The organism is Alkalihalobacillus sp. FSL W8-0930 (assembly GCA_037965595.1).
Taxonomy (GTDB): Bacteria; Bacillota; Bacilli; order Bacillales; family Bacillaceae_D; genus Alkalicoccobacillus.
Window position 1 is genome coordinate 3,813,039 of the sequence record CP150183.1, and the last position, 22,726, is coordinate 3,835,764.

The 22,726-nt window shown below is 41.8% G+C and carries 19 protein-coding genes and 2 riboswitches; of the genes, 2 read left to right on the plus strand and 17 right to left on the minus strand.

All coding sequences use genetic code 11. From position 1 onward, the window contains the following. Nucleotides 1–84: 84 nt before the first annotated feature. The gene (locus tag NSQ54_19615) at nucleotides 85–822 is read right to left on the minus strand and encodes an SDR family NAD(P)-dependent oxidoreductase (GenBank protein ID WYP26506.1); all 738 of its coding nucleotides are present in this window, start codon (nucleotides 820–822) and stop codon (nucleotides 85–87) included. A 197-nt stretch (nucleotides 823–1,019) separates the two neighbouring features. Between NSQ54_19615 and NSQ54_19620 the strand changes: the two genes are divergently transcribed. Next, nucleotides 1,020–1,622, plus strand: a complete 603-nt coding sequence (locus NSQ54_19620; GenBank protein WYP26507.1) for a TetR/AcrR family transcriptional regulator — start codon at nucleotides 1,020–1,022, stop codon at nucleotides 1,620–1,622. Nucleotides 1,623–1,665: 43 nt separating this feature from the next. Here NSQ54_19620 and NSQ54_19625 read toward each other — a convergent pair whose 3' ends face one another. From NSQ54_19625 to NSQ54_19660, 8 genes are all read right to left on the minus strand, one after another. Then, nucleotides 1,666–2,526 (minus strand): sugar phosphate isomerase/epimerase, encoded by an 861-nt coding sequence (locus NSQ54_19625; GenBank protein ID WYP26508.1) that lies wholly within the window; start codon nucleotides 2,524–2,526, stop codon nucleotides 1,666–1,668. Then, on the minus strand, nucleotides 2,523–3,539 hold the full coding sequence (locus NSQ54_19630; protein WYP26509.1) for a Gfo/Idh/MocA family oxidoreductase: 1,017 nt from the start codon (nucleotides 3,537–3,539) through the stop codon (nucleotides 2,523–2,525). Before NSQ54_19630 ends, NSQ54_19625 begins: the two co-directional genes overlap by 4 nt. Nucleotides 3,540–3,553: 14 nt before the next feature. Then, nucleotides 3,554–4,705: a Gfo/Idh/MocA family oxidoreductase gene (locus NSQ54_19635; GenBank protein ID WYP26510.1), complete on the minus strand. Its 1,152-nt coding sequence runs from the start codon at nucleotides 4,703–4,705 to the stop codon at nucleotides 3,554–3,556. A 36-nt stretch (nucleotides 4,706–4,741) separates the two neighbouring features. Beyond that, nucleotides 4,742–6,352, minus strand: coding sequence for an AraC family transcriptional regulator (locus tag NSQ54_19640; GenBank protein ID WYP26511.1), 1,611 nt, complete (start codon nucleotides 6,350–6,352; stop codon nucleotides 4,742–4,744). A gap of 7 nt (nucleotides 6,353–6,359) precedes the next feature. Then, nucleotides 6,360–8,153 (minus strand): sensor histidine kinase, encoded by a 1,794-nt coding sequence (locus NSQ54_19645; protein ID WYP26512.1) that lies wholly within the window; start codon nucleotides 8,151–8,153, stop codon nucleotides 6,360–6,362. Nucleotides 8,154–8,224: 71 nt separating this feature from the next. Beyond that, nucleotides 8,225–9,538, minus strand: a complete 1,314-nt coding sequence (locus NSQ54_19650) for a sugar ABC transporter substrate-binding protein (GenBank protein ID WYP26513.1) — start codon at nucleotides 9,536–9,538, stop codon at nucleotides 8,225–8,227. A 58-nt stretch (nucleotides 9,539–9,596) separates the two neighbouring features. After that, nucleotides 9,597–10,430, minus strand: a complete 834-nt coding sequence (locus NSQ54_19655; GenBank protein ID WYP26514.1) for a carbohydrate ABC transporter permease — start codon at nucleotides 10,428–10,430, stop codon at nucleotides 9,597–9,599. Nucleotides 10,431–10,442: 12 nt separating this feature from the next. After that, entirely contained in the window at nucleotides 10,443–11,390 is a 948-nt protein-coding gene (locus NSQ54_19660) for a sugar ABC transporter permease (GenBank protein ID WYP26515.1), read from the minus strand. A 360-nt stretch (nucleotides 11,391–11,750) separates the two neighbouring features. On the opposite strand from NSQ54_19660, the gene NSQ54_19665 reads away from it, so the two are divergent. Continuing rightward, complete coding sequence (locus tag NSQ54_19665; GenBank protein ID WYP26516.1) at nucleotides 11,751–12,359, plus strand: DUF624 domain-containing protein; 609 nt, start codon at nucleotides 11,751–11,753, stop codon at nucleotides 12,357–12,359. 197 nt (nucleotides 12,360–12,556) lie between these two features. Here NSQ54_19665 and NSQ54_19670 read toward each other — a convergent pair whose 3' ends face one another. The 8 genes from NSQ54_19670 to NSQ54_19705 all read right to left on the minus strand — a co-directional run bounded on the left by NSQ54_19670 (nucleotide 12,557) and on the right by NSQ54_19705 (nucleotide 22,517). Beyond that, a complete protein-coding gene (locus NSQ54_19670) occupies nucleotides 12,557–13,414 on the minus strand; it encodes a lysostaphin resistance A-like protein (GenBank protein WYP26517.1) in 858 nt (285 codons plus the stop codon). 308 nt (nucleotides 13,415–13,722) lie between these two features. Then, nucleotides 13,723–14,658 (minus strand): homocysteine S-methyltransferase, encoded by a 936-nt coding sequence (mmuM, locus tag NSQ54_19675; protein ID WYP28601.1) that lies wholly within the window; start codon nucleotides 14,656–14,658, stop codon nucleotides 13,723–13,725. Nucleotides 14,659–14,801: 143 nt separating this feature from the next. Further along, a riboswitch (SAM riboswitch) is annotated at nucleotides 14,802–14,910 on the minus strand. 68 nt (nucleotides 14,911–14,978) lie between these two features. Beyond that, the gene (locus tag NSQ54_19680; protein WYP26518.1) at nucleotides 14,979–17,204 is read right to left on the minus strand and encodes a glycosyl hydrolase 53 family protein; all 2,226 of its coding nucleotides are present in this window, start codon (nucleotides 17,202–17,204) and stop codon (nucleotides 14,979–14,981) included. 189 nt (nucleotides 17,205–17,393) lie between these two features. Continuing rightward, nucleotides 17,394–19,118 (minus strand): glycoside hydrolase family 35 protein, encoded by a 1,725-nt coding sequence (locus NSQ54_19685; protein ID WYP26519.1) that lies wholly within the window; start codon nucleotides 19,116–19,118, stop codon nucleotides 17,394–17,396. Between the two features lie 151 nt (nucleotides 19,119–19,269). Further along, entirely contained in the window at nucleotides 19,270–20,127 is an 858-nt protein-coding gene (locus NSQ54_19690) for an AraC family transcriptional regulator (protein ID WYP26520.1), read from the minus strand. Between the two features lie 99 nt (nucleotides 20,128–20,226). Next, nucleotides 20,227–20,967, minus strand: coding sequence for an amino acid ABC transporter ATP-binding protein (locus NSQ54_19695; protein ID WYP26521.1), 741 nt, complete (start codon nucleotides 20,965–20,967; stop codon nucleotides 20,227–20,229). Further along, nucleotides 20,964–21,686: an amino acid ABC transporter permease gene (locus NSQ54_19700; protein WYP26522.1), complete on the minus strand. Its 723-nt coding sequence runs from the start codon at nucleotides 21,684–21,686 to the stop codon at nucleotides 20,964–20,966. Before NSQ54_19700 ends, NSQ54_19695 begins: the two co-directional genes overlap by 4 nt. A gap of 21 nt (nucleotides 21,687–21,707) precedes the next feature. Next, nucleotides 21,708–22,517 (minus strand): transporter substrate-binding domain-containing protein, encoded by an 810-nt coding sequence (locus NSQ54_19705; protein WYP26523.1) that lies wholly within the window; start codon nucleotides 22,515–22,517, stop codon nucleotides 21,708–21,710. Nucleotides 22,518–22,606: 89 nt separating this feature from the next. After that, nucleotides 22,607–22,715: riboswitch (SAM riboswitch) on the minus strand. Nucleotides 22,716–22,726: the final 11 nt, after the last annotated feature.

The window sequence follows — 22,726 nt, forward strand, 5'->3', positions numbered from 1 at the left end:
TTACCTACTATTTTATAGCAGTAAAACAAAAAAGCCTAATGATTCTATGTTAGAATCATTAGGCTCTTACGTATGTTGTATGCACTACTGTGCTGTGTATCCACCATCAACAATTAGGCTATTACCTGTCATATAAGATGAATCGTCAGACGCTAGGAATAGAACGGCTTTTGCCATTTCCTCTGCTTGTCCAAGACGCTTCATTGGTGTCATTTGTGAAAGTGTTTGCTTGTCACCCTCAGGAATGATTGGTGTATCAATGAATCCTGGGCATAGTGCGTTTACACGGATATTTTTGTCTGCATACTCAAGAGCAAGAGAACGAGTTAGGTTTACTACTCCACCTTTTGCAGCGTTGTAAGCAGCTGATCCAGGAGATCCGACCCAGCCGTACATAGACGCTGTGTTGACGATTGTACCGCCACCTTGTTTAAGCATTTCACGAAGCGATTCGCGAGCTACAAGGAAAACTCCATCTAAATCAACGTTTACTGTGTTACGCCATTCAGAGTATTCTAGATCATGTGAAGGATGTACGCGCCCAATTCCAGCGTTATTGAACACAACGTCAACTTTACCAAACGCATCAACCGTTTGTTTAAAGACGTTTGCTACCTCTTCTTCGCTTGTGATGTTTGCTTTTATAAATAGAGCTTCTGCATTCTGAGATTTTAATTCTTCTTCAAATGCTTTACCCTTTTCTTCATTTAAATCAACAAGAACCACTTTGGCTCCTTCTGAAACGAATAACTTCGCCGTCGCAGCGCCAATTCCAGATGCACCGCCGGTAATCACTGCTACTTTATCTTGTAATTTTCCCATCGTAATGCCCCCCTAGGCCAAATCTTTATCTACATAAAATAGACATGTATAATACATAGTATCGATTATAAATGTCTCATTTATGTAACTAAATTGTACTACTTTGTTCACAATAGACAATCAGTAGCTTTTCTCCAAATGTCTAGTAGGTAGACATTTGAATGAGAAGTGTCTAGATTGAAGGAGATTTTTTTACGATGGATCTTGAACAGGCAAGTCAACGACAAAATCGAACAAAAACACATTTCAGACAGGCTTTAATTGAACTAATTAAAGAAATAGGCTATCAGCACGTAACGGTTAAACACATTGTTGACCGAGCAGCCTATAACCGCAGTACGTTTTATATTCATTACAAGGATAAACTTGACCTAGCTGAGGACACGCTTAATACCGTACTCCGGGGGCTTGAGCAATCGGTCGGAGCTTCCTATGTACCAGGACAAAAAGTACACACAACTCATTTAAAGAATTCATCCTTTGATATTGTTTCCTACATCTATTCGAATCGGGACTTCTTCTCTTTAATAAAATACGAGGATACGTTACCTGGACTACATACTTGCTTCCCGCAGACTATCTTAAAGATCTACCGAGAGCAATTTGAATTTGAAACCTTTCATCATGCTCCTGTAAATATGGATTATTTTAAAAAGTATACGGCCTATGGATTTTATGGTCTGCTAAAGTATTGGATTCGAGATGACTTTAAAGAAGACCAAGAGACATTCATTCATGAAGTGATTGAGCTGACGAAGACACATATGCATTCTGTGAAGTATGTGGGTATGAATGAATAAAAAGAAGAGAGATTGCGTCTAAGCGCCCTCTCTTCTTAATTGTTTAAAACAGATGACCATACCCTAACGTTCTTACATGCTCTCCAGAGATCCTCAAGCACTCAAACGGATCTCTTCCATACGTGTCATCCTGTTCGATGAAGAAGTGCTCGACACCCGCTTCAAGACCAGCTTCAATGATTGCTTTTAAATCCAAATTTCCTTCACCAAGCTCAGCGAATTCAATCAGGTTGGTAAAACGACCGAAGAACGCCTTCATATCCTTTAACGCCTCTTCGCTCGCATCGATCTGTCCAATGCGATAATCTTTTAAATGAAGAAGAGCTACTCTACCCTGATATTGTTTGATCATCTTAATTGGATCCTCGCCTGCTCGTTGAATCCAGTGGACATCAAGTTCAAATCCTAACGTCTTTGTATTGTTTTTCATTAAATCGAGTAGATACTCGCCGTTATACTTTTGGAACTCGATATGATGCGTATGGTAATAAAGCTGAATGCCCTCATCAGCTAGTCGTTCGGCTAATGCCTCAGCGCGATCAATAAACGCCATAATTTTCTCTTTATCTCCCATGATATGCACCGGTAGCATGCCAATTCGGAGATAGGTGCAGTCGAGCTCCCTACAATCACCGACAATTTTATCAAAATCATCTGTAAGGTTCTCCATTTGAACCCCGGTAGCCATTGGTTCAACAGGGGCAGAGAGTGCCGAGATCTTAATTGAAAAGTCCGCACTGCCTCTTTTAAGCTCAGCCACGTTTTCTGTTGTCATCAGAATCTGTGAAACTTCCACTGAGCTGTACCCTAGATTCTTCAACTCTTTAAGCGTTTCATAAACTCCGATCTCCTCTGCCTTTTGCTTTAGCATCATCATTTGTACGCCGATTCTCGGTTGTGTCATGTTATCGTCAATCCCTCCATGTTTATTCGTTTATCTTTTTCAGATGATTCTCGAATTGCATGAATGAGTTCCATCGAGCTTTGCGCTTCATGAAGATGGATGTACTCATCTGAATCTGTTGCGATACATTGATAAAATTGGTGAATGAGCTTGGCATGACTAGCTCCGTAATAGAACTTTGTACCAGCTACCTTTTCGTCTTCTACGACAAATACCTTCTTCCCATCAGCCAACTTCTTCGTTAACACGCTGTCCTTAATGATGCATTCACCTTGTTCAAATGTGATCTGCAGCTCAACAGAATCGTTTGTTGCATTGGCATTGGTTGCGAAAAATAAACCAGTCGCTCCGCTTTTAAAGGTGAGATGTGCAATCGCTGTGTCTTCCACTTCATGCTTGTTCTCGGTCAAACTCTCGATAGACCCTCGAATAGAATGAACGTCTCCTCCAAGTAATTGCATCAAATCTAATGTATGGATGGCTTGATTGATCATCACTCCTCCTCCTGCTTCCTTCATCGTTCCTCGCCAGGGTTTGATGTCGTAGTAGGATGTTGGACGATGCCAAGTAACGAGTCCTTTGATTCCGATTATCCGACCAAGCTCTCCGCTTTTCACAATAGTTCTTAATTCTTGAACCGTTGCATTTAAACGATTTTGTAGGCAGATGCAGACTTTGGCTTCCTGCTGATTTTCCACTAGCTCTATTAATCTCCGACTGCTATCTGCGGACGTAGTGATGGGTTTTTCTAAAAAGACATGCACACCCTTTTTAACGCAGGCTCTTGTCACTTCATCATGTAAATAATGCGGAAGGCAAATGTGTACACAATCTGGATTTTCTGTTGTGAGCAGCTCCATATAATCTGTATAAAAAGGTACACCAGGTATCTTATCTTCTAAAGAAGAATCGTGGTCACAGACTGCCACAAGACCTGCCACCTCACTTCCTTGAATGGCTGCCAGATGTAGGGCAGAAATATCACCAAGTCCAATTACAGCTACTTGTAGCATCAGCGAACCCCTTTCTATGAATGCTGCTTCTCTTCTTCCACCTTCTTATTTAACTCAGCCAGGTACTGCTCCTCATCAATTGGTAGCTCTACCTCTTTCCCCAACCAGCTTGATAGATGAATCGCATTGGCTAGGTGCACCCCGTGAATGCCATCGCTACCAGGAGCCACAAGTGGTGTGCCATCGAGAATATTGGCAGCAAAGTTCTGTAGCACGGCGATGTGCTGCTCTCCCCACGCACTTGTAAAATCCAATACTTCCTCGTCATACATACCACTTGGTCCCTGATCTTTCATCATTTCCATCACATCCTGCATACTCATGCTGGTGCTCATCTCAGGCTCTGGCTGTTTTAATCGCTTAATCGTCACCTTGCTACTATTATCAACAACGATCTTTCCCTTATCTCCTAAAATTTCAAAGCGATCGGTCCCTAGCACATCATGGGTACACGTAATAAACATTCCGGTTGCCCCGTTTTCATATTCTAGTAGCGCTGTTACCTCATCCTCTACCGCAATATCTCTTTGAAAGCCATACTGGACCTTTGAGTACACCTTTTTTGGCATTCCGCATATCCATTGCATCAAGTCCAGCTGGTGTGGAGCCTGATTGACTAGGACTCCACCGCCTTCTCCCTCCCATGTTGCGCGCCACGCACTTTGATCGTAGTACCCTTGAGGTCTCCACCAAGTAGTGATGAGCCAATTCGTTCGTCGGATAGCACCAATATCCCCTTGATCAATGACCTCTTTCACTTTCTGGTAAAGCTCATTGGTTCGTTGATTAAAAAAGATGGCAAATGTCAGCTCCGGCTTTGTTGCTGCAAACTCATTTAGCTCTTTGACTTGCTTTGTATAGACACCAGCTGGCTTTTCTACTAATGGATGAACGTCTCTTTTTAAGGCTTCAATCGCCATGGTTGGATGGAGATAATGTGGAACGGTCGTAACAACAGCATCCACGTGTCCGCTTTCTAGCATCTCGATATAATTTTCATAGAAAGGAATCTCCCCTCCCATCTCACTTACCGTTGTCCTTTTACTCGCATCAATATCACAAATGGCACCGATCTCCATATTCGGAACTCTCCCCGATGAAATGAAGCCTGCATACGTACTTCCCTGCACACCTAGTCCAATAATGCCTAATCTCACTTTTTTCATGTATATCCTCCTCTGTTTAAGTAAGCGCTGTCAATTCTAACTACATACATCGTCTTTTTTGTACTTATAGGCTTTGGGTGACACGCCAACATATTTTTTAAAGGTTCGAATGAAATAGCTTTTGCTATCAAAGGCTAAATCATAGGAGATCTGCTCCACTGTTTTTGTACTGTTATCAAGAAGCCCCATTGCTTTTTCCATCTTTAATGTGGTGACATATTCGATAAATGTCTGCCCTGTCTCTTGTTTAAAGAGTCTACTGAAATAACTGCTATTCAAATGTAGATGAGCAGAGATATCCTTTAGTGAGATCTTCATATGAAGATTTGAATAGATGTAACGTTTCGCCTTTGCGATATCCTCGTTTTGAGAGGCTGAGTCGATTTGGTTTACCTGCTCCATATAGGTATGGAAGATATCCTTCATGAGCAATTCGAGATCTTGAATATTCTCCGCATCCTGGATCCGATCACTTTTTACAGAGAATGAGCTTGAACGGTCAAAATGATGAAGGGCATTCAAGCTAACCTTTAGGTCTAATGTGAGCATGGTAGCCCAATCCTTTAGTGCCTCGGGTGAATGCTGATGGACCCTATCAGAATGAAACTGTTCAGCAAACCAATTGTCCAGCTTGTTAGAATCTTTATTCAAAATAGCCGTTTTCACCTGTTCAACATCCGTGGTATAGCTTTTGAAAACAGATCCCTTCTGAAACGTTTTCACTTGGAATTCCTCAATAGAACCGTAACTATAATGAAACCGTTGATCCTGATGATGTATCAGCTCTTTCATTCGCTCGAGCTCACCCTGTGGCTCAAAAATGGGATGAATCGTACAAGTCATTGTCGTTTTAAGACATGTTTGAAGTTTCGCTTGCAGCTCTTTGAGCGATTGCTTGATGATGGCCAGGCTTGTTCGTTCAATGAGGGGGTAGAGAATAAAGAAGCTTCGATTCCAGTAGATGAGGTGAACCCCCTCTTGCCTCTCTGCTAAAGCTTCTTCCATAATATTTGTGATACAAGCCTTAAGTAGCGTTTCATCCTGAAATCGATCTGCTACAAGTTGATGTTGATCAATATAACAATGAATCACTGCGTAATGATCAAAAGGAAAGCTCAGACCTAGCTGTTCCTCCGCTTCTACCCGCCAATTACTTGATTGATTTGTGGACTCTCTAATCACTCTCTTAAAAAAAGTAGACTTTAATACTGAGTGATTTTCAGACAGATACTTCCTGATCTTATTTTTGTTAAACAACTCTTGTTTCTGTTGATCCAAATGACTTTTAAGTTTTTTAAGCATATCTGTGATATCTTCTTCATTCATGGTCTCTTTCAAAATGTAATCAAAGGTCTTTAGCTTTAATGCCTGCTGTGCATACTCAAATTCTCCATGACACGAGATGATGATGTTGCAGGAGGAGGCATTCTCTTCTTTAATTTTCGTAATGAGTTCAATACCATTCATCCTTGGCATCCCAATGTCCGTCATTAACACATCATACGAGTTTGATCGTAAGTACGCATACGCCTCCATACTATCCGAAAATGCCGCCTTCACTTCAAACCCGTACTCCTCCCAAGGGATCATCTTCTCAAGAAAGGTGGTAACAAGTCGATCATCATCTACTAAAACGATTTGATACATTGTGAATCTACCCCTTTTTAATCGGAATACAAAACAGATAGGATGTCCCGACAGACTCTGTACTACGAATATCCATCGTAAAGTGGTCACCATAGATGAGTTTCATTCGTTGGTACACGTTTTGAATACCAATGCCATTAAAGGAATGATGATTGCTTGTTTGATGCTCAGCAGTCTTTTGAGTGAGCTTCTCTTTAATGCTATTCATCGTCTCTTCTGACATCCCTCTCCCATTGTCTGAGATATGAAGGATTAATTGTCCAAGATTATTTATGCTTGCTTTGATGGTAATGGTTGTTTCACCATGGGAGTGACCATGTATGATAGCGTTTTCAACAATCGGTTGAAGAAAAAAGCGTGGGACCAAAAGATGTGATGCTCCATCACTCAGATCAAGATCCAGTTTGATTGTATGTTGATGCCTAAAGTTCATTAATTTGATATAGTGCTGATTGGTCTCAATTTCCTCTTCTAACGTGATGAATGAATTATTCCGATTCACCGTCATTCTCAGCAAAGAAGATAAGGATTGGATTAAGTCTGCACTCTGTTTATCTCCATTTAACATGGTTTGCATGCGTATGGTATTTAACGCATTAAACAAAAAGTGCGGATTAATTTGTGCCTGTAGCATTTCAAGCTCAGCATTTCGTTTTGCATGTTCCTGAACTCGTACTTGGTCAATCATTTCCTCAACCGTGTCGAGCATCTCATTAAATGATGAGCTTAGGTGCGTGATATCGTTGTTTCCATACATCTTTGCTCGCTGACTTAAGTCTCCTTGCTCTACAGCCTTCGTCACAGATCTTAGCTCCATAAGTGGCTTTGTCAGTTCCCGAACAAGAACAATGAGGCCGATCATGAAGATGAATAACAGCACACCTTGTGTTGTAATCGTTAGTTTGTTCATTCGATTAATATTACCAATTGATTCGTTATATGGTACGAAATTTACTAACCGCCAGTCTGAATATGCAACAGGATGGGTTACCAGGAAAAATCTCTCCCCGTTCCTCTCCACAATCTGCTGTTCATTTGAATTCACATCATATGGTAACGTTCGAGTAATCATACCTTGGTCTACACTTGAGTACACTGTACCTTCTCCATCTGTTAAAAAGTACTCAGAACCATCGTCCACTTGATAATTCTCAAGTAAGGCGCTAATTTGTTGTTCCCGTATACTTATGATGAGATAGGCATTTTGACTATTTACTGAACGCAGATAACTCCCGAAACTAATTAAGAAGCGATTCTCACTTTGGTCTGATTTAATATACGTAGGGTGAGCTCCAATCCAAAGCAAGTCGTAGTAGCTTAATGTATCGAGCTTTTCAAACCAGGGCTCTTTTTTAAAATCCAGTGGGTGAAATTCACTTAAGGGATAATTCATGTAATATAGATCATTGCTAAATAGAATCGTGACATACTCTGGTGACACGGTATTCGTAATAGGAGACAGGTGACTCGCCACCTCAATCAAGCTTAATGCAATCTCCTGACTTGCACCTGGTGAATCAGGATCAATCAGTTGATGCTCCCTCATGACTTGATTAAAGCTAGAATCAAACTTCACATAGTTGGAGGTGTACATCACATCATCCAAAATTTGTTGAATACTCATCCCAAGAAGATTTAACGATTGCTTTGATTGATTCACAGCAAGTTCTTCTAATGCGTCCTCAGTCAAATAATTTGAAACAAAATACGTAAGGACCCAAGGAAACAAGATACATAGAATGGCAGCAATCATTAACCGGCTACGAAAAGATAACTGATGCAGCCGCTTGAACCAGGTCATATCATCACCACCACGATCAATACAAGGAGTGTAATGAGAGAGTGATCTCCCTCATTACACTAATTATAGGCTCACTTATTAGAGTCCGCAATATTCTGAATTTGGGTCTCTAGATTCTCAATGGTTGCATCAATATCCTGATCCCCAAGGAGATATCGCTCTACTTCCGCTCCATAAGCCGTGTGCACCTCCGTGATATACGGCGCAGGCATGTATGTGTCTAAAGGTTCAACATCCAACGAATGAATAATGGATTCAAGATGCAGTGCTTCTGGGTTACTCGTGCCCGCTGCGATAGTTTCAACCACTTCATCGAGGTTAGCTCCGTTCCATGAAGGTACCCATATACCCTGTTCAACAATGCCTTCCGTTGTTAACCAACGAATAAAATCATATGCTTCTTGCTTGTGTTTAGATGACTTTGCAACGGATAGTGCATCACCACCAACACCTGAATAGTTAACTCCTGTCACTTCATTTTGTGGCCATGGTGCCCATGCCATCTCAAAGTCTGGTGTAAATTGTCCCCACTCTGAAAGCATAAATGACCCTATTGGCACCATACTCGCTTCCTGAGTAAAGAATTGCTGACGGTAGTCCATTTGTTGAGAGAGAATTGAAGAAAAAGGAACCGAGCTCTCATCTTCATTCTCTAAGGCATAACGTAACTCTAGTGATTCCTTTACAAGAGGATCATTAATATTGGAGTCTCCTGATTCAGTAAGTAATCCATTATCCCCATCAGGCTTACTATTTAACTTTAATGCTGAGTGAAGATTATGCCAGGTATGCAAGTACGAGCCATAGTGATCATCGGTTGTCAGTTCTTTTGCATACTCACGGTACTCATCCCACGTCCATTCAGTAGGAATCTCGAGTCCCGCTTCGTCTAAGTGATCCTTATTCATTAAGATCATCTGGTTTACCTGCTTCATCGGAATACCATAATAATCCCCATCGATCGCTTGAAAGCTATTTGTGTATTCTGTATTAATATCAATTCCTTCATCATCTAAGAAGGAGTTAAGCGGCTCGAGTAGGCCAGCATTTATACGAGACACATAGTCATTTGGGTTACTAAACATGACCACGTCTAAGTCTTCTCCAGCTGCTGCCATGAGATCAAGCTGTTTATAATAATCCTGTGAGTTCATGTTTTCAACTAATGGCATGGATTCAACCTTAACTCCCGGGTTTTCCGCTTCGTACTTCTCAATGAGAGGCTCCCATTTTCCATTCTCTTCATTAAACCAATGCACAAATTTGATCGTTACTTCATCTTCGCCGTCAGAACCGCCTCCTGTACTACTTTCCTCCCCAGAACAAGCGGCTGTGCCTAATGCTAGAACGGATACCATTCCGAATACAAGCCATTTTCTATTCATCATACCTACTCCCCTTTTTGTCCGTATTATAGTGAACCATTAGATGGTTGTTGCCTGTTTATCCCTTGACTCCTCCTAATTGGATGCCTTCTATCACTTGTTTTTGTCCGATGATAAAGACAATTAAGAGTGGAATGATGGCTGAAACTGAGGCTGCCATCATAAGCGAATAAATACTTCCATGCTCATCTGCAAAGCTCTGCACCCCTAGCTGGATTGTAAAAAGCTCCTTGCTCCGTAAGAATATAAGTGGGTATTGGAAATCGTTCCAAGTCCAGATGAAACGCAGAATAGCGTAGGTTGCAATCGCTGGCTTCACTAAAGGAAAGGCAATGGCTGTGAATATACGGAAGTGCCCAGCTCCATCCATCCTAGCTGACTCAATAATTTCATTTCCAACTCCTAAGAAGAATTGCCGAAGCATAAAGGTTCCAAAAACACTGAAGCTATTTAATAGAATTAATCCTGTATGCGTATCGTACAAGCCAAGCGTCCGGTACAGGATAAATTGTGTGACAAGTAAGGTTTGAGGTGGAATCATGAATGTCGCTAATACCAGCATAAAGACTAAATTTCTGCCCTTAAACTCAACCTTTGAAAATCCATATGCTGCAAGCGCTGAGACTGCAACAGATGTAACGGTTGTTAGCACCGAAACTTTAATTGAATTCCAATATAATAAGAAGAACGGCATGGTTCCCGTCCAGACCTCCCGATAATTCTCAACTGCATTCCACGTTGTCGGAATCCACTTAATTGGATAGGTTAACACCTCTTCCTCCACCTTAAGAGATGCAGAGATCATCCATAGGAAAGGAGTCATGAAACAGATTCCCAATATGAACATCAACACTGTCACTAAGATCTTTTTACCATTCATCGGTTTCTTCATTCGCTCACCCCCTTAATAATTAACCCATTTTTTCTGTCCCTTAAATTGCAGGTATGTGATGATTAAAATAATGACGAAAATAACTAGTGAGATCGATGAGGCATAGCCTGCACGTAAGTCCAAAAAGGCTTTTTCATATAAGTAGACAACTGGAACCTTTGTCGAATTCGCTGGTCCACCATTTGTTAAAACAATAATTAAATCAAAGATCTTAAAGCTAGAAATGATTCCCGTTACAAATAACAGGAAGGTTGTTGGTGAAACAAGTGGAATCGTTATGCTCTTAAACTGATACCAAGCAGAAGCACCATCCATTTGTGCAGCCTCGTACAGCTCCTTGGGAATGCTTTGTAAACCTGCCAAGTAAATAATTAAGTTAAAACCAATTCCCGTCCAAATCATAATGATCATAACGGACGGCAAGGCAAACGAAATGTCCGCAATCCATCCTGGTGGGTTATCAATTCCAAGTGTCATTAACAATTGGTTAATCGGACCTTGAGTTGGATGAAATAGCACCCGGAAGACTACAGCGACTGCCACAATACTTGAAATAAAAGGCATAAAGAAGATGACCTTAAAGAAGTCCTTGAAGTAAATATATTTGTTGATAATCGTAGCCAACGTTAATGAAATAAATAAGGTAATCGGTATCGCTAATAAAAGAATAAAATTATTACCTAATGACTTAATGAAAAGCGGATCATTAAACAATGCCACGAAATTATCGAGTCCTATAAACTCCGCATTCTCATAGCCTGCAACGATATTCCAGTTCGTAAAACTTAACGTTAATGAAGAAAGAATCGGAAAGATAACTAAGATGGATGTCCCAATGAACATTGGACCAATAAAGACCCAACCTGCAACTGCATCACGCCAACTGTTTAAGGGACTTTTATTCTTTTGAGTCTTTTTACGAAAGAACTTTTTTGGTTGCGCTTTCATTTCACTGTTCATTCACTTCACCTCTCTAGCTGGGTTAATCCCATCTTACCCTTTTAAAGCGCTTACATAAATGAACGATCTTGACTCTTCCGCGCACAAATTTTACTTACTTTGTTGTACGGATAACTTTGAGCGCAGCACATTACATTGAATGTCTCCACTTCAGAAAACATTTTAGAATCAATGCTTTCAGCTTGTTAATAAGATCATTCACTCTAAACTTTGTCGATACTTATCCATATGACACGTCCATAAAAGGTGTAGATCTTTGACTTTTTAGAGATTATCTTTACCTCCCTTGCCTTTCTTACAAAAATATACATGAAGCATGATATAGTCTATATCAAAACGCTATCTAGAGGAGGAAGCTCTATGTACCTTAATGCTATCTCTGGCCCCATTTATACATTTTGCATGTGGTTTTACCGGTTAGCATTCATTAATCTACTTTGGATCCTTTTTACGATCCTTGGACTAGGACTCTTTGGATTCTTCCCTGCAACCGTGGCATTGCTTGCAACAACTCGACAGCTCCTCAACCAGAATGAAGGATCAATCTTTAAGACCTTTTGGACATTCTACAAAGAGGAATTTGTAAAAAGCAATGTAGCGGGACTGTGCGTCATCCTTTTATCCCTAATCCTTATTAGTAACATTCAATTTCTCCAAACGATGAATACAGGCATCTCTCAAGCCTTTTATCTAGCAACCATCATCATAGCCTGTTTCTTCCTGCTGGTTGTCTGTTACTTTCTTTCCTTATATGTTGAATTTCAGGCACCATTCAAAACGCATCTAAAAAATGCCGTACTGCTTGCCATTTATAACCCGGTTGCAAGTCTGACGATGATCTTTGGATTTTTTGCGGTCTATCTTCTAATTACGTTTGTTTCCGGAATTGGTCTTTTCTTTAGTACGAGTGCGCTGGGGCTAGTAATTTTATCGTCTGCGAAGTTAGCTTTTCGGAAGGTCAATGCCTAAGAAGAACCCTTCTTCCGCCAATTGGGACGGAGAGATCTTTATATGAAGCTCTTTTTACTTCGACGTTTCTTAAATTTTCTAGTCATAGGGATGAACCTTTCTAGAATAAAAGTAGTAAGACAAAATAAAAACCAGGGTTCTAGTCAATCTAAAACCCTGGTTCTTTAATTACTGTATAGTTTTATCCAATGGTGCATTTAAGAAATTTTTAATAGTCTTTTACGAAAAATCAACACAAAACCTAGCCAAAGAAGATTCATTCCATATATAGTAACCAGAAAGGCCGATGTAGAGTAATTTATTGTCCACAAGGCCATAGGAGCTAGTAAGGCATTCTCACTAAATAAGAAAAAGATCATTAGAAGCATATTGTTTGCAGCATGGACTCCAATGGTAAATTCAGTTCCTTTCAGTACAAAAGCACTTACTGTGTAGGAAACTGACATTATTACGTAGCCTCCTGCTACAACAAATGGATTCATAGCCATTTCGGGATTAAAAAAGTGCAAAGCAGCAAATATAATAATAATAACTGTACAAAGAAGTAATGTACTCTTGATAAATGTTCCAAACCATTGTAATAAAAATCCTCGAAAGAAAAGTTCTTCTAAGGTTGTTTGAATTGGAATAGCAAAAACTGCTGATAACACAACAAATAAGAATAACTCATTATCTATGCCGTTATATTCAAATTCATTTGGAGAAATTAACATAGCAATTGGATATGTAATAGCCATACATATAGCGAGTACGCCCATCCCAATAAATAGTAGTCTCCAGCGTATCACAGCATGACCTGTAATTAATGTTTTAAAGGGACGCTGATGCACAAAACGAACAGAGAAAAGAAGTCCAATTATCATTATTAGAGCAAAAATTGAAAACCCAAGAATATCAATCAATTGGACAAGTTTATTACTCATACCCGGTTTTAAGATTGATTCTGTAGTCTCTAAGTAAATGATCATTCCAATGATAAATGAGAAAAATAAAACTAAACAGGATAATAAGTAGTGCTTAAACTTATTCCGGCCTATTTGAGGACGAGTAAACAAATAAAAACCACCAATCTAAGAATATATTATATACGTTTTATTTTAAAAGAATTAAGTAATTACTAATCGTATATTCAACCTCCTTAAATTAGGAATCTTCCTAATTAAATTGGAACAAAGTTAATATTAAGCACATTAATTTTACATAATATACAAGTTTATGACAATCAAATCAGATAAATTCCCACCATTTATTTGTTATTCCATGCGAACTAGAAGAAAAAAGGTATAGGTTATCCATAAGTCCTATGAACGCTTTAAAGGCATTCAACAAAAAAGGAATCGACCCACAAGTCGATTCCCTCTCTCTACCCCCGCGCCCACTCACATATTCCGCGAATATCCTTTGGCGTCGTCCGACAGCACCCGCCAATCACTGTTGCGCCTGCTTCAAACCACCGTTTTGTGCTCAACACAAACGGCTCATCGGCATCCTCATCACTCCACTGCTTACTCTCTGGATCATATGCTTCTCCTGAGTTTGGATACACAATAATTGGTTTCGCTGTATTCGCCTTCACTTCAGTAATTAATGATTCTACAAACTGCGGAGCCGTACAGTTGATGCCAACGGCTGCGATTTGCGTTTCTCCTTCAAGCCACTCTGCGCAATCGGCTATTAGTTCTCCACTATTAATATGCAGCTCGTCCTTTGCACTAAACGAGATCCATGCATACACATCAGGAAAGTCCTTTAACACACGTGCAATGGCTTTTGCCTCTACTAGACAAGGAATGGTTTCACATGCCAGCACATCCGCACCCGCTTCAACTAAGAGTCGGATTCTCTCTCGATGAAATAAAACGAGCTCCTCTTCGCATAACCCATAGTCCCCGTGATATTCCGAGCCATCAGCAAGATAGGCACCGTATGGACCAACAGACGCAGCAACAAGTGGCTTTGGTCGTCCTAGCTGGTTCGCCTCAACACTCCAAAACGCATCCCGCGCTTCCACCGCAAGCTCAACTGATTGCTTAATCAGCATTGCGGCTTCAATTTCGCTTAAGCCTCTTTTCCGATAGCCTTTTACAGTCGCCTGGTAGCTTGCTGTGATGGCACAGTCGGCTCCGGCTTCAAAGTAATCCGTGTGGACCTGCTTAATCACTCTCGGCTTCTCAAGTAACACCTTGGCTGACCACAACGGATCGTTTAAGTCACAGCCATAGCGTTCAAGCTCGGTTGCCAGTGCCCCGTCTAAAATCATGAGGGGAAAGTCCGTTAGAATGTGTTCAATTGGATTCATGTTCAATCTTCGCTCCTTCTTCAATAAATTGTTCCATCCATATGTCTTTTCATCATGTAACCTTTGCCCTAAATGTAGCTGCATAGAGTACGAGTCAATCATCAAAAAAAGCCCCTTTCATCAGAAAGAGGCTTTTCATAGAAAACTTATCTCTCAGAATGAAATCATTCTGCAGGAAGTAGCACCTTTCATGTCGCACATGATGGTTGCCGGACGTCATCGGGCCTGTCCCTCAGTCACTCTGGATAAGATATGAAGTTAATTGTATGTCACAATGTTATGAAAGATTTTCGGTTTTGTCAATTAGAGAAAAAGGAACCCTAGCTCACTCTTTCTGACTGCTCCAGCAATAATCTCGTTTTCTTTTCCAGTTCTTCCTTCGCAAGATCCGTGATATATTTACTTTGTTTATCTAATTGCGTGAGGAGCTTGTTTAGGAAATGCTCGTACTGTTCTGTTCTTCCTGCATCATAATGATGTCTGGCCTGCTTCAAGCTATTCTGAAGCTGTGACACAAGTGGCCCCTTAATATCGCCGGAAGCAATATAGCTCTCAAGCGTTTCCGATAGCTGCTCATTTAAGTCATACTGATCGACCTCACCAACACGAACGAGACTGAAATCATCAATTGTTCCCCATGCGTTAGCATTTGCTGTTACATTTGCGCCAATGGTTAGGTTTCCATCTAATACTAGAATCTCATTTATTTCAGGCTGATCCCAGTTGCTCCAACCGCGAACCCCTGTATCCTGTCGATAATCTTCCCCTGATGTATGTGCGTAAAGATACATATCTGATTCACTGGCATCTCCACCCTGGATAAACATCGATAAATCATAGTAGCCAGGCTCCAAGCCAGTTATGTGCTGCTCTACCTTGAAATCAACCTTTTCATCTGAGTAAAAATGCAACGCATAGCTCCCTGTTCGTGCATCGTTTGGGTTATTCTGAAAGCTTGTGTGAGGAGCCAACCCTTCACCATACGTGATCTCCCACATCGATCTCTCGCTATCCTCAAAACTAGGATTCTTCACAACATTTTCTTGGATGATTTCAAGATGTGCTTTTACTTGCTGTCCACCTTCTACTTTCCCATTAATCACATATGATCCGATTCCACTTTCTAGAGCTTGCTGGAACGCTTCCTCGTCCCAGCTTACCGGTACCTCTTGAGTGCTTCGATCATTAAAGATGACTGTTACGGTTTCAGGTAAGGTTGCTGTTTGACCCAGGTTCATCTGAAGTTTAACATCCTGTATTCGATCTACCTTTAATTCTGTCACGGCTCCAGTGTAGACCTGTTTGAACACATTGATAGATGGTAATGGATGTCCATGATAATCAAACAATCCTTCATCATCAGCTGAGGTTCCTCCGTAATATTTACCCGCATCCTCTGGATCGTAGGCAGCTGCGTAGCTTGATGCCCAACCCGAGCCATGTGTTTCCCGAATATCGTATAGCTCGTCCTCTGTATATCCAGGGGGATCAATCCAAGCCGGCTCCCAGTAAAACACACCGATGCCCGCATCTCCAATACTCGCCACCGCACCGATTGCATCTCTAATCACATTTGCTTGACCTTGTACGGAGATTGAATAACCCGGGACTTCCTCCGTACCAATCGGATCTCCATTCCGGTCTTCATTTGTATACGAATACGAGACTTCTGCCATCATCACTTTTTTATCATAGTTCTCCGCTATCTCGTTAAAAATAGTCGTCAGATTCTCTAATGTTCCGTGCCAATTCGGGTACCACGAGCTAGCAAAAACATCATAGTCTACATTCTGCTCGTCTAATGTTTGAGCAAAGAATGCGTATCTTCCTTCTCTTTCAGGGTTCGTAAAGTGTACGGCGATCAGAATATCCTCGTCTACCTCCCTTACCGCCTTACTTCCTTCATTCATCAATGAAGTGATGTTAGACCATTCGTATTCGCCGGCCATCCCATTTGTTGTCTCATTACCGATCTGAACCATCCCAATGTCGATTCCTTCAGCAAGCATTTGCTCTAAGCTTTCCTTCGTGAAGTCATATAGCTCAGCTTTTTTATCTTCAAGACTTAGATTCTCCCATGCTTTTGGTGGAAATTGCTTACCCGGATCTGCCCAAAAGTCGGAATAATGAAAGTCTACTAATACCTTCATCCCATTCTCTGTGGCTCTTTTACCAATTTCAATCGCCGTTTCTAGATCATTATTTCCTCCGCCGTAGCTGTTCCCTTCCGCATCGTATGGATCATTCCACACACGCACTCGCACGTAATTGGCTCCTGCCTCCTTAAAGATCTGAAACACATCCTGCTCTTCTCCGGCTTCGTTGTAATAAACCGTACCGCTATTTTCCATAGCAATAACACTCGATATGTCTACTCCTCTAATAAAATCCTCATCTAGTCCCTCTACCTTCTCTACGAATAGGTCGGATGGTACCGGTTCATGTTGTGAGGCTGCATTTGCTGTCCCAGCCTGTCCAATTAGAGTCGGTATACCTATGACACCAGCAGCTAAACAAGTAACGAACAATCTTTTCATTTGAACCATCATTCTCTCTCCTCGTTTCGTTTTTGCAACCGTTCTTACGAATTCACTTTATTATAAGCGCTTACATAAATGTACGAATACGAAATTCTTCTAAGAATATATGAAAATATGAAACTCAACGAGAAAGAGCCCAGTCAATCCAAATGAATTCAACTGGGCTCCACTGCAAGTATTTTATTAAGAGTTTCGTTAACCTAGATTTGGCCGATCAACTAGCTTAATGTCTTCCGTTGTTGTTCCCTCAAGCTCTAGTATCGTAATCGTATTGCCAGTTTCCTTTAGTAATGGTCCAGGTACGTATAATGTCCGCTGCGGTCCCATCGCGTTCCAGTAACGCCCTAAGTTAAATCCATTGATAAATACATTTCCTTTTATAAAGCCTTCCGTGTCCACAAATGTATCGTGACATTCACTCACATCAAAGGTTCCCTGATAGAACCTTGGAAAACGTTCTTCTTTCCCTCCTACATATTCACTAGGAAGGACATCTAGCTCAATCATATGCATCTTCCAATCAAACCAGTATTGCTCGCCTAACCAAAGGTTACGAACAATTCCTTTTTTATCTGTCAGATGCTTACCATAATTAGCTCGACCCATGTTCTCAACAAGGATCTCCAGTGTGTTCACATCATTAGGAAAATGTAGCTGCACGGCTTTCTCTTGATCGTTAATGTAGATTGTCTTCTCCAGCTTCCCGTTTACATACACATAGGCGCGGTCACGGATAGGCTCTGTATCTAACGTTAATTTCCCTTTTCGGTTCACTTTCGTTTCATATAAAATAAGCCCGTATGCTTGTCCTGCATCCTCCATAGATAGTGGAACCAAGTGTTCCTTCACAGAGCAAATGTCCTGTAAGGTATCAAATAAACTGACAGACTCCTGTAGTTTCACGGAACCATAGCTTTTTGTTGGAATCTCATTCTCGATGTCTTCTGGCACGTCCACGTATTTCCGTAAGACATCCTTCACTTCTTTATACTTCTGAGTGATATCTCCGCTCTCCGTTAACAAGCTGTCGTAATCGTAGCTTGTGATGGTTGGATAATACTCGTCATAGTGATTGGCCCCATTCATGAAGCCAAAGTTCGTACCCCCATGGAACATATACACATTCAACGATGCATTAATCTTCATTAAGTCCTCAAACACGTTTGCAGCATCTTTTGGATCTCTTGTATGATGCTTGCCTCCCCAGTGATCAAACCAGCCGATCCAGAATTCAGCAACCATCTTCGGAGAGCCGGGCTTATACTGTTCTAACGTATGAAATGCTTCCTCTACCCGCGAACCAAAATTCAGCGTCGTTGTCACATCTGGCAACGAGCCTTGTTCGATAAACACCGGCCCATCCGAAGTGAACAGAAACGTATCAATCCCATGCTTTTCGTATTGCCCTTTAAAAAATTCAAGGTACGCTTGATCATTCCCATACGCACCGTACTCATTTTCAATTTGCATCGCAATGACTGGGCCCCCGTGCTTACTTAAATGCTTCTCAATCTTTGGTAGAAGTACATCAAAATACTCCTCAATATGACGCAAAAACGCCGGATGACTCGAGCGAAGCACCATATCTCCTTCTGCTAATAACCATGCAGGCAACCCACCCATCTCCCACTCTGCACAAATGTATGGAGACGGCCTGACAATCACATACAAATCTAGCTTCTGAGCTGTTTCAATAAACGTCTCAAGGTCTGCGAGACCCGAGAAATGAAACTCCCCTTTCTTAGGCTCATGGACATTCCAAGCAACATAGGTCTCCACCGTATTCAGACCAAGTGCCTTCAGCTTGCGAAGGCGGTCCTCCCAATATTCAGGCACCGTTCTAAAGTAATGAATGGCTCCAGACAACACTTGAAAAGGCTTGCCATCTAACTTAAACTCTCCGTTTTCAGCTTGTAGCATAATGATCGTACCCTCCTTGGATCACTGACTCTTATACAATTCATACAGCTAATATTAATCGCTTTCATTCCATTTTAGTATGAATATCTTCTACAGTTATATGAAAATATGAAAGGTATCTTCTTATCCTGCATTGATTAAACAAAAAAGACTACCCCTCACTCGGCAGTCTTCCTGTTTGCTGTTGATAGCTTTGGCGATAGACTTTCGGTGTCATCCCTTCGATTTTCTTAAAGGTTGCAACAAAATTACTGACATCATTAAAGCCCACCAAGAAAGCGATATTCTTCAACGGAACATCCGCATTTTGAATCAGAATTTCCTTCGCCTTTCGGATTCGAAGCTGGATCAAAAAGGAATAGGGACTCATGGTAAACGTATGATGAAACAACCGATTCAAATATTGTGAGCTCACATTCAGATACGCAGCCATATCATTCAGTCCGATATCCTCCGCATGCGCCTGCTCTAGCCACTCCACCAACGGCCGAAGCTTGTCATAGTTATTCGATAACGAAGGCTGATTATTCACCTTCCCGTACTTGCGTAGATGAATCAGGAAATCATATAGATGACTAGATAAATCCAGCTTTGAAAATTCCGCATCCTCTTTAATCTTCTCGAGCATCCCCTTAAGAATCGAAGCAAATCGCTGGTCCTCCAAATCCGTATACAAGGAAGAAGCATTTAACGTTAACGCATCCAGGATGGAGACAACCGATGCCCCGCCAAACGTCACATACATCGTCGACCACTTCTTTCCCAACGTAATATATTCATGTGGCGTATAAGGCTTTAACAACACCCCACGCCCCCGAGACAGCCGATGCTCCTGCCCATTAAAGGAAAACATCCCTTCCCCCTCAATCGTCTGCAGCCAATGATACTGCGGATACCCATCCGGCCGCGACCAATCCTGCTCCCACGGATTGTAGCCGATACTCTCAACGAATAACGGAAAGGTATCGACGATTGTGGAGTAGGTGTAGCGTAGTTTTTCGTTGTGCATTTTAGACCTCCTTGCTGGTGAAACCATATTATTAATTATACCTCTCATTTTTAAAAAAGCCCCTTTCTTAGGAAAGAGACTTTTCATAATAACTTTTAATTAATTTTGTTCAATAAATCTTCCTAGAAATTTTCTCGTTCTCTCTAACTTAGGATGTGTGAAGATCTGTTCTGCTGTCCCTTCCTCGACAATCCTGCCATCCTCCATAAAGATGACGCGGTCCGAGATCTCTCTGGCAAACTGAAGCTCATGCGTCACAATAAACATCGTGTTGCCTTCATTCGCTACCTCTTTGATCGTTGCCAGTACCTCATCAACAAGCTCTGGATCAAGAGAAGACGTCGGCTCGTCAAACAGTATCACCTCAGGGTTCATCGCAAGCGCACGAGCAATTCCAACCCGTTGCTGCTGTCCTCCTGATAGCTGTGCAGGAAAATGGCCCAACCGGTTCCCAAGACCCACACGCTCTAATATATCGATGCTTTTCTGCTCCGCTTCATTCTTTTTCAGCTGCTTCACACTCGTTAAGCCAATCATTACATTGTCGAGCACCGTTAAGTTTTTAAAAAGGTTGTACTGCTGGAACACCATGCCCGTCGAGGTCCGTAGTGCCAGAATCTCCTTCTTACTAGCCGACTCCACATTCACTCGCTTCCCACTCACTTCAACAAAGCCGCTTGTTGGCTCCTCGAGAAAGTTCATGCAACGCAGGAGTGTTGACTTGCCTGAGCCACTTGGGCCTAATATGACCACAACCTCTCCTTTGTTTACCGAAAGATCAATCCCTTTTAGCACATGATGCTTCCCAAAGTACTTATGTAAGTTCTCAAGTTTAATCATGATGCAATCCCTCTTTCATATCTGCGCGCACACTTCTCGATGATCATAAGCACCCTCTCCACAATCAGGCACACGATCCAATAAATAATTGACACCGCAATATACACTTCAAAAAAGGCTAACCCGCGCGAGCCAAGAATCTTCGCCTGGCCCATAATATCGATTACGCCAATAATAAAGACAAGTGACGTGTCCTTGATCGTTGTAATGAACATATTTCCAAGGTTCGGGATCGCCACAATTAAGGCCTGCGGGAAAATAATCTTCAGCATCATCTGCGTCGGCTTCATCCCTATCGCCTTAGCTGCTTCAAACTGTCCGCGATCCACCGACTCAATCGCTGAACGAATCGTTTCAGATAAATACGCCCCTAGATTAAAGGAAAAGGCTAAGAGAGCGTACACCTCAGGAGCAATTACATTTACATCGAGCCCAAGCAGCCAGCCTTGTTCCCTCTGCAGAAAATAGATCACCTTAGGAATTCCGTAAAAGACGAGATACAGCTGAACTAAAAGCGGTGTCCCTCTTACAAACGAAACATAGACCGATGTAATCACCCGTAGCACAGGAACTCGGTAAATTTTAATCAATGCGGTCCCAAGCCCAATCACTAAACTTAAGATGAGCGACCCGACCGCAATACCAAGCGTAATCGGCAGACGCGCTAGAATATAAGGAATGCTTTCAATTAGAAATTGAAGGTCTAGTAAGTTCTCCATGCTGTCTTCCCCTCTTCCACTCTATTCCGGAATATATTCTCCACCTGTCCATTTCACCGAAAGCTCGGCAAGCGTCCCATCTTCCTTTAGTTCCTTAAGAATCGGATCGATCAGCTTCTGTAGCTCCTCGCCCTCTTCCGACTGCGCAAAGACAATGCCCATATTGTCATTCACTAACGACTGACCGACAATCTCAACGTCCAGATCATATTTATCAAGCACCGTATCAATCATAATTGGATCATTCACATACGCATCCACGCGCCCGTTCTGCACGTCCTGCAGGATCTCAGCAGGCGTGCCACTCTCACTGTACTCCAATTGAATCGGGTTCTCCGCATCCTTGTTGTACTCCTCAAGCAGCAGCGTATACGAATCCCCAGCAAGCGCCCCGACCTTCTTACCCTCAAGATCCTCAATCGTCTGAATACCCTCTTCACCCGACTTCACCACAATCACCGTCTCCGCCGCAAAGTACGACTCCTCTGAGAATAAGTACTTCTCCTCGCGCTCAGGCGTTTTCGCCACCTGATCCGCCACCGCTTGAATCTTATTGGATTCAAGAGCGAGGAACATACTATCCCAAGGCGTCGCCACAAAATCAAACGCATAGCCATCCAAGCGCTGATCGATCTCCTGGACCACCTCAATATCATAGCCAGTCAGTTCATTGCTCTCATCCGCAAACGCGAACGGCGGATAATCATTCTGCGTCCCAACTAAGATGACTTGTTCATTTGTTGTAGTATTTCCAACAGAACACCCACCTGCTAGAACTGCCAAACCAAGAACCGCAATAACCGATTGAGTCAAACGAGTATGTCTTTTCATGTTGTAAACTCTCCCCTTTATGTAGATGCATAGTTGAAGAAAAAATCAAAAAACGCCCCTTTCATCAGAAAGAGGCGTTTCAATAATAAAACTTATCTCTCAGAATGAAATCATTCTGCAGGAAGTAGCACCTTTCATGTCACACATGATGGTTGCCGGACGTCATCGGGCCTGTCCCTCAGTCACTCTGGATAAGATATGAAGTTATA

What these genes read in the sequence shown, in the direction of transcription:
- NSQ54_19615 (WYP26506.1), bottom strand. Translation starts at nt 822, where the DNA reads ATGGGAAAATTACAAGATAAAGTAGCAGTGATTACCGGCGGTGCATCT.
- NSQ54_19620 (WYP26507.1), top strand. Translation starts at nt 1,020, where the DNA reads ATGGATCTTGAACAGGCAAGTCAACGACAAAATCGAACAAAAACACAT.
- NSQ54_19625 (WYP26508.1), bottom strand. Translation starts at nt 2,526, where the DNA reads ATGACACAACCGAGAATCGGCGTACAAATGATGATGCTAAAGCAAAAG.
- NSQ54_19630 (WYP26509.1), bottom strand. Translation starts at nt 3,539, where the DNA reads ATGCTACAAGTAGCTGTAATTGGACTTGGTGATATTTCTGCCCTACAT.
- NSQ54_19635 (WYP26510.1), bottom strand. Translation starts at nt 4,705, where the DNA reads ATGAAAAAAGTGAGATTAGGCATTATTGGACTAGGTGTGCAGGGAAGT.
- NSQ54_19640 (WYP26511.1), bottom strand. Translation starts at nt 6,352, where the DNA reads ATGTATCAAATCGTTTTAGTAGATGATGATCGACTTGTTACCACCTTT.
- NSQ54_19645 (WYP26512.1), bottom strand. Translation starts at nt 8,153, where the DNA reads ATGACCTGGTTCAAGCGGCTGCATCAGTTATCTTTTCGTAGCCGGTTA.
- NSQ54_19650 (WYP26513.1), bottom strand. Translation starts at nt 9,538, where the DNA reads ATGAATAGAAAATGGCTTGTATTCGGAATGGTATCCGTTCTAGCATTA.
- NSQ54_19655 (WYP26514.1), bottom strand. Translation starts at nt 10,430, where the DNA reads ATGAAGAAACCGATGAATGGTAAAAAGATCTTAGTGACAGTGTTGATG.
- NSQ54_19660 (WYP26515.1), bottom strand. Translation starts at nt 11,390, where the DNA reads ATGAACAGTGAAATGAAAGCGCAACCAAAAAAGTTCTTTCGTAAAAAG.
- NSQ54_19665 (WYP26516.1), top strand. Translation starts at nt 11,751, where the DNA reads ATGTACCTTAATGCTATCTCTGGCCCCATTTATACATTTTGCATGTGG.
- mmuM (WYP28601.1), bottom strand. Translation starts at nt 14,658, where the DNA reads ATGAATCCAATTGAACACATTCTAACGGACTTTCCCCTCATGATTTTA.
- NSQ54_19680 (WYP26518.1), bottom strand. Translation starts at nt 17,204, where the DNA reads ATGGTTCAAATGAAAAGATTGTTCGTTACTTGTTTAGCTGCTGGTGTC.
- NSQ54_19685 (WYP26519.1), bottom strand. Translation starts at nt 19,118, where the DNA reads ATGCTACAAGCTGAAAACGGAGAGTTTAAGTTAGATGGCAAGCCTTTT.
- NSQ54_19690 (WYP26520.1), bottom strand. Translation starts at nt 20,127, where the DNA reads ATGCACAACGAAAAACTACGCTACACCTACTCCACAATCGTCGATACC.
- NSQ54_19695 (WYP26521.1), bottom strand. Translation starts at nt 20,967, where the DNA reads ATGATTAAACTTGAGAACTTACATAAGTACTTTGGGAAGCATCATGTG.
- NSQ54_19700 (WYP26522.1), bottom strand. Translation starts at nt 21,686, where the DNA reads ATGGAGAACTTACTAGACCTTCAATTTCTAATTGAAAGCATTCCTTAT.
- NSQ54_19705 (WYP26523.1), bottom strand. Translation starts at nt 22,517, where the DNA reads ATGAAAAGACATACTCGTTTGACTCAATCGGTTATTGCGGTTCTTGGT.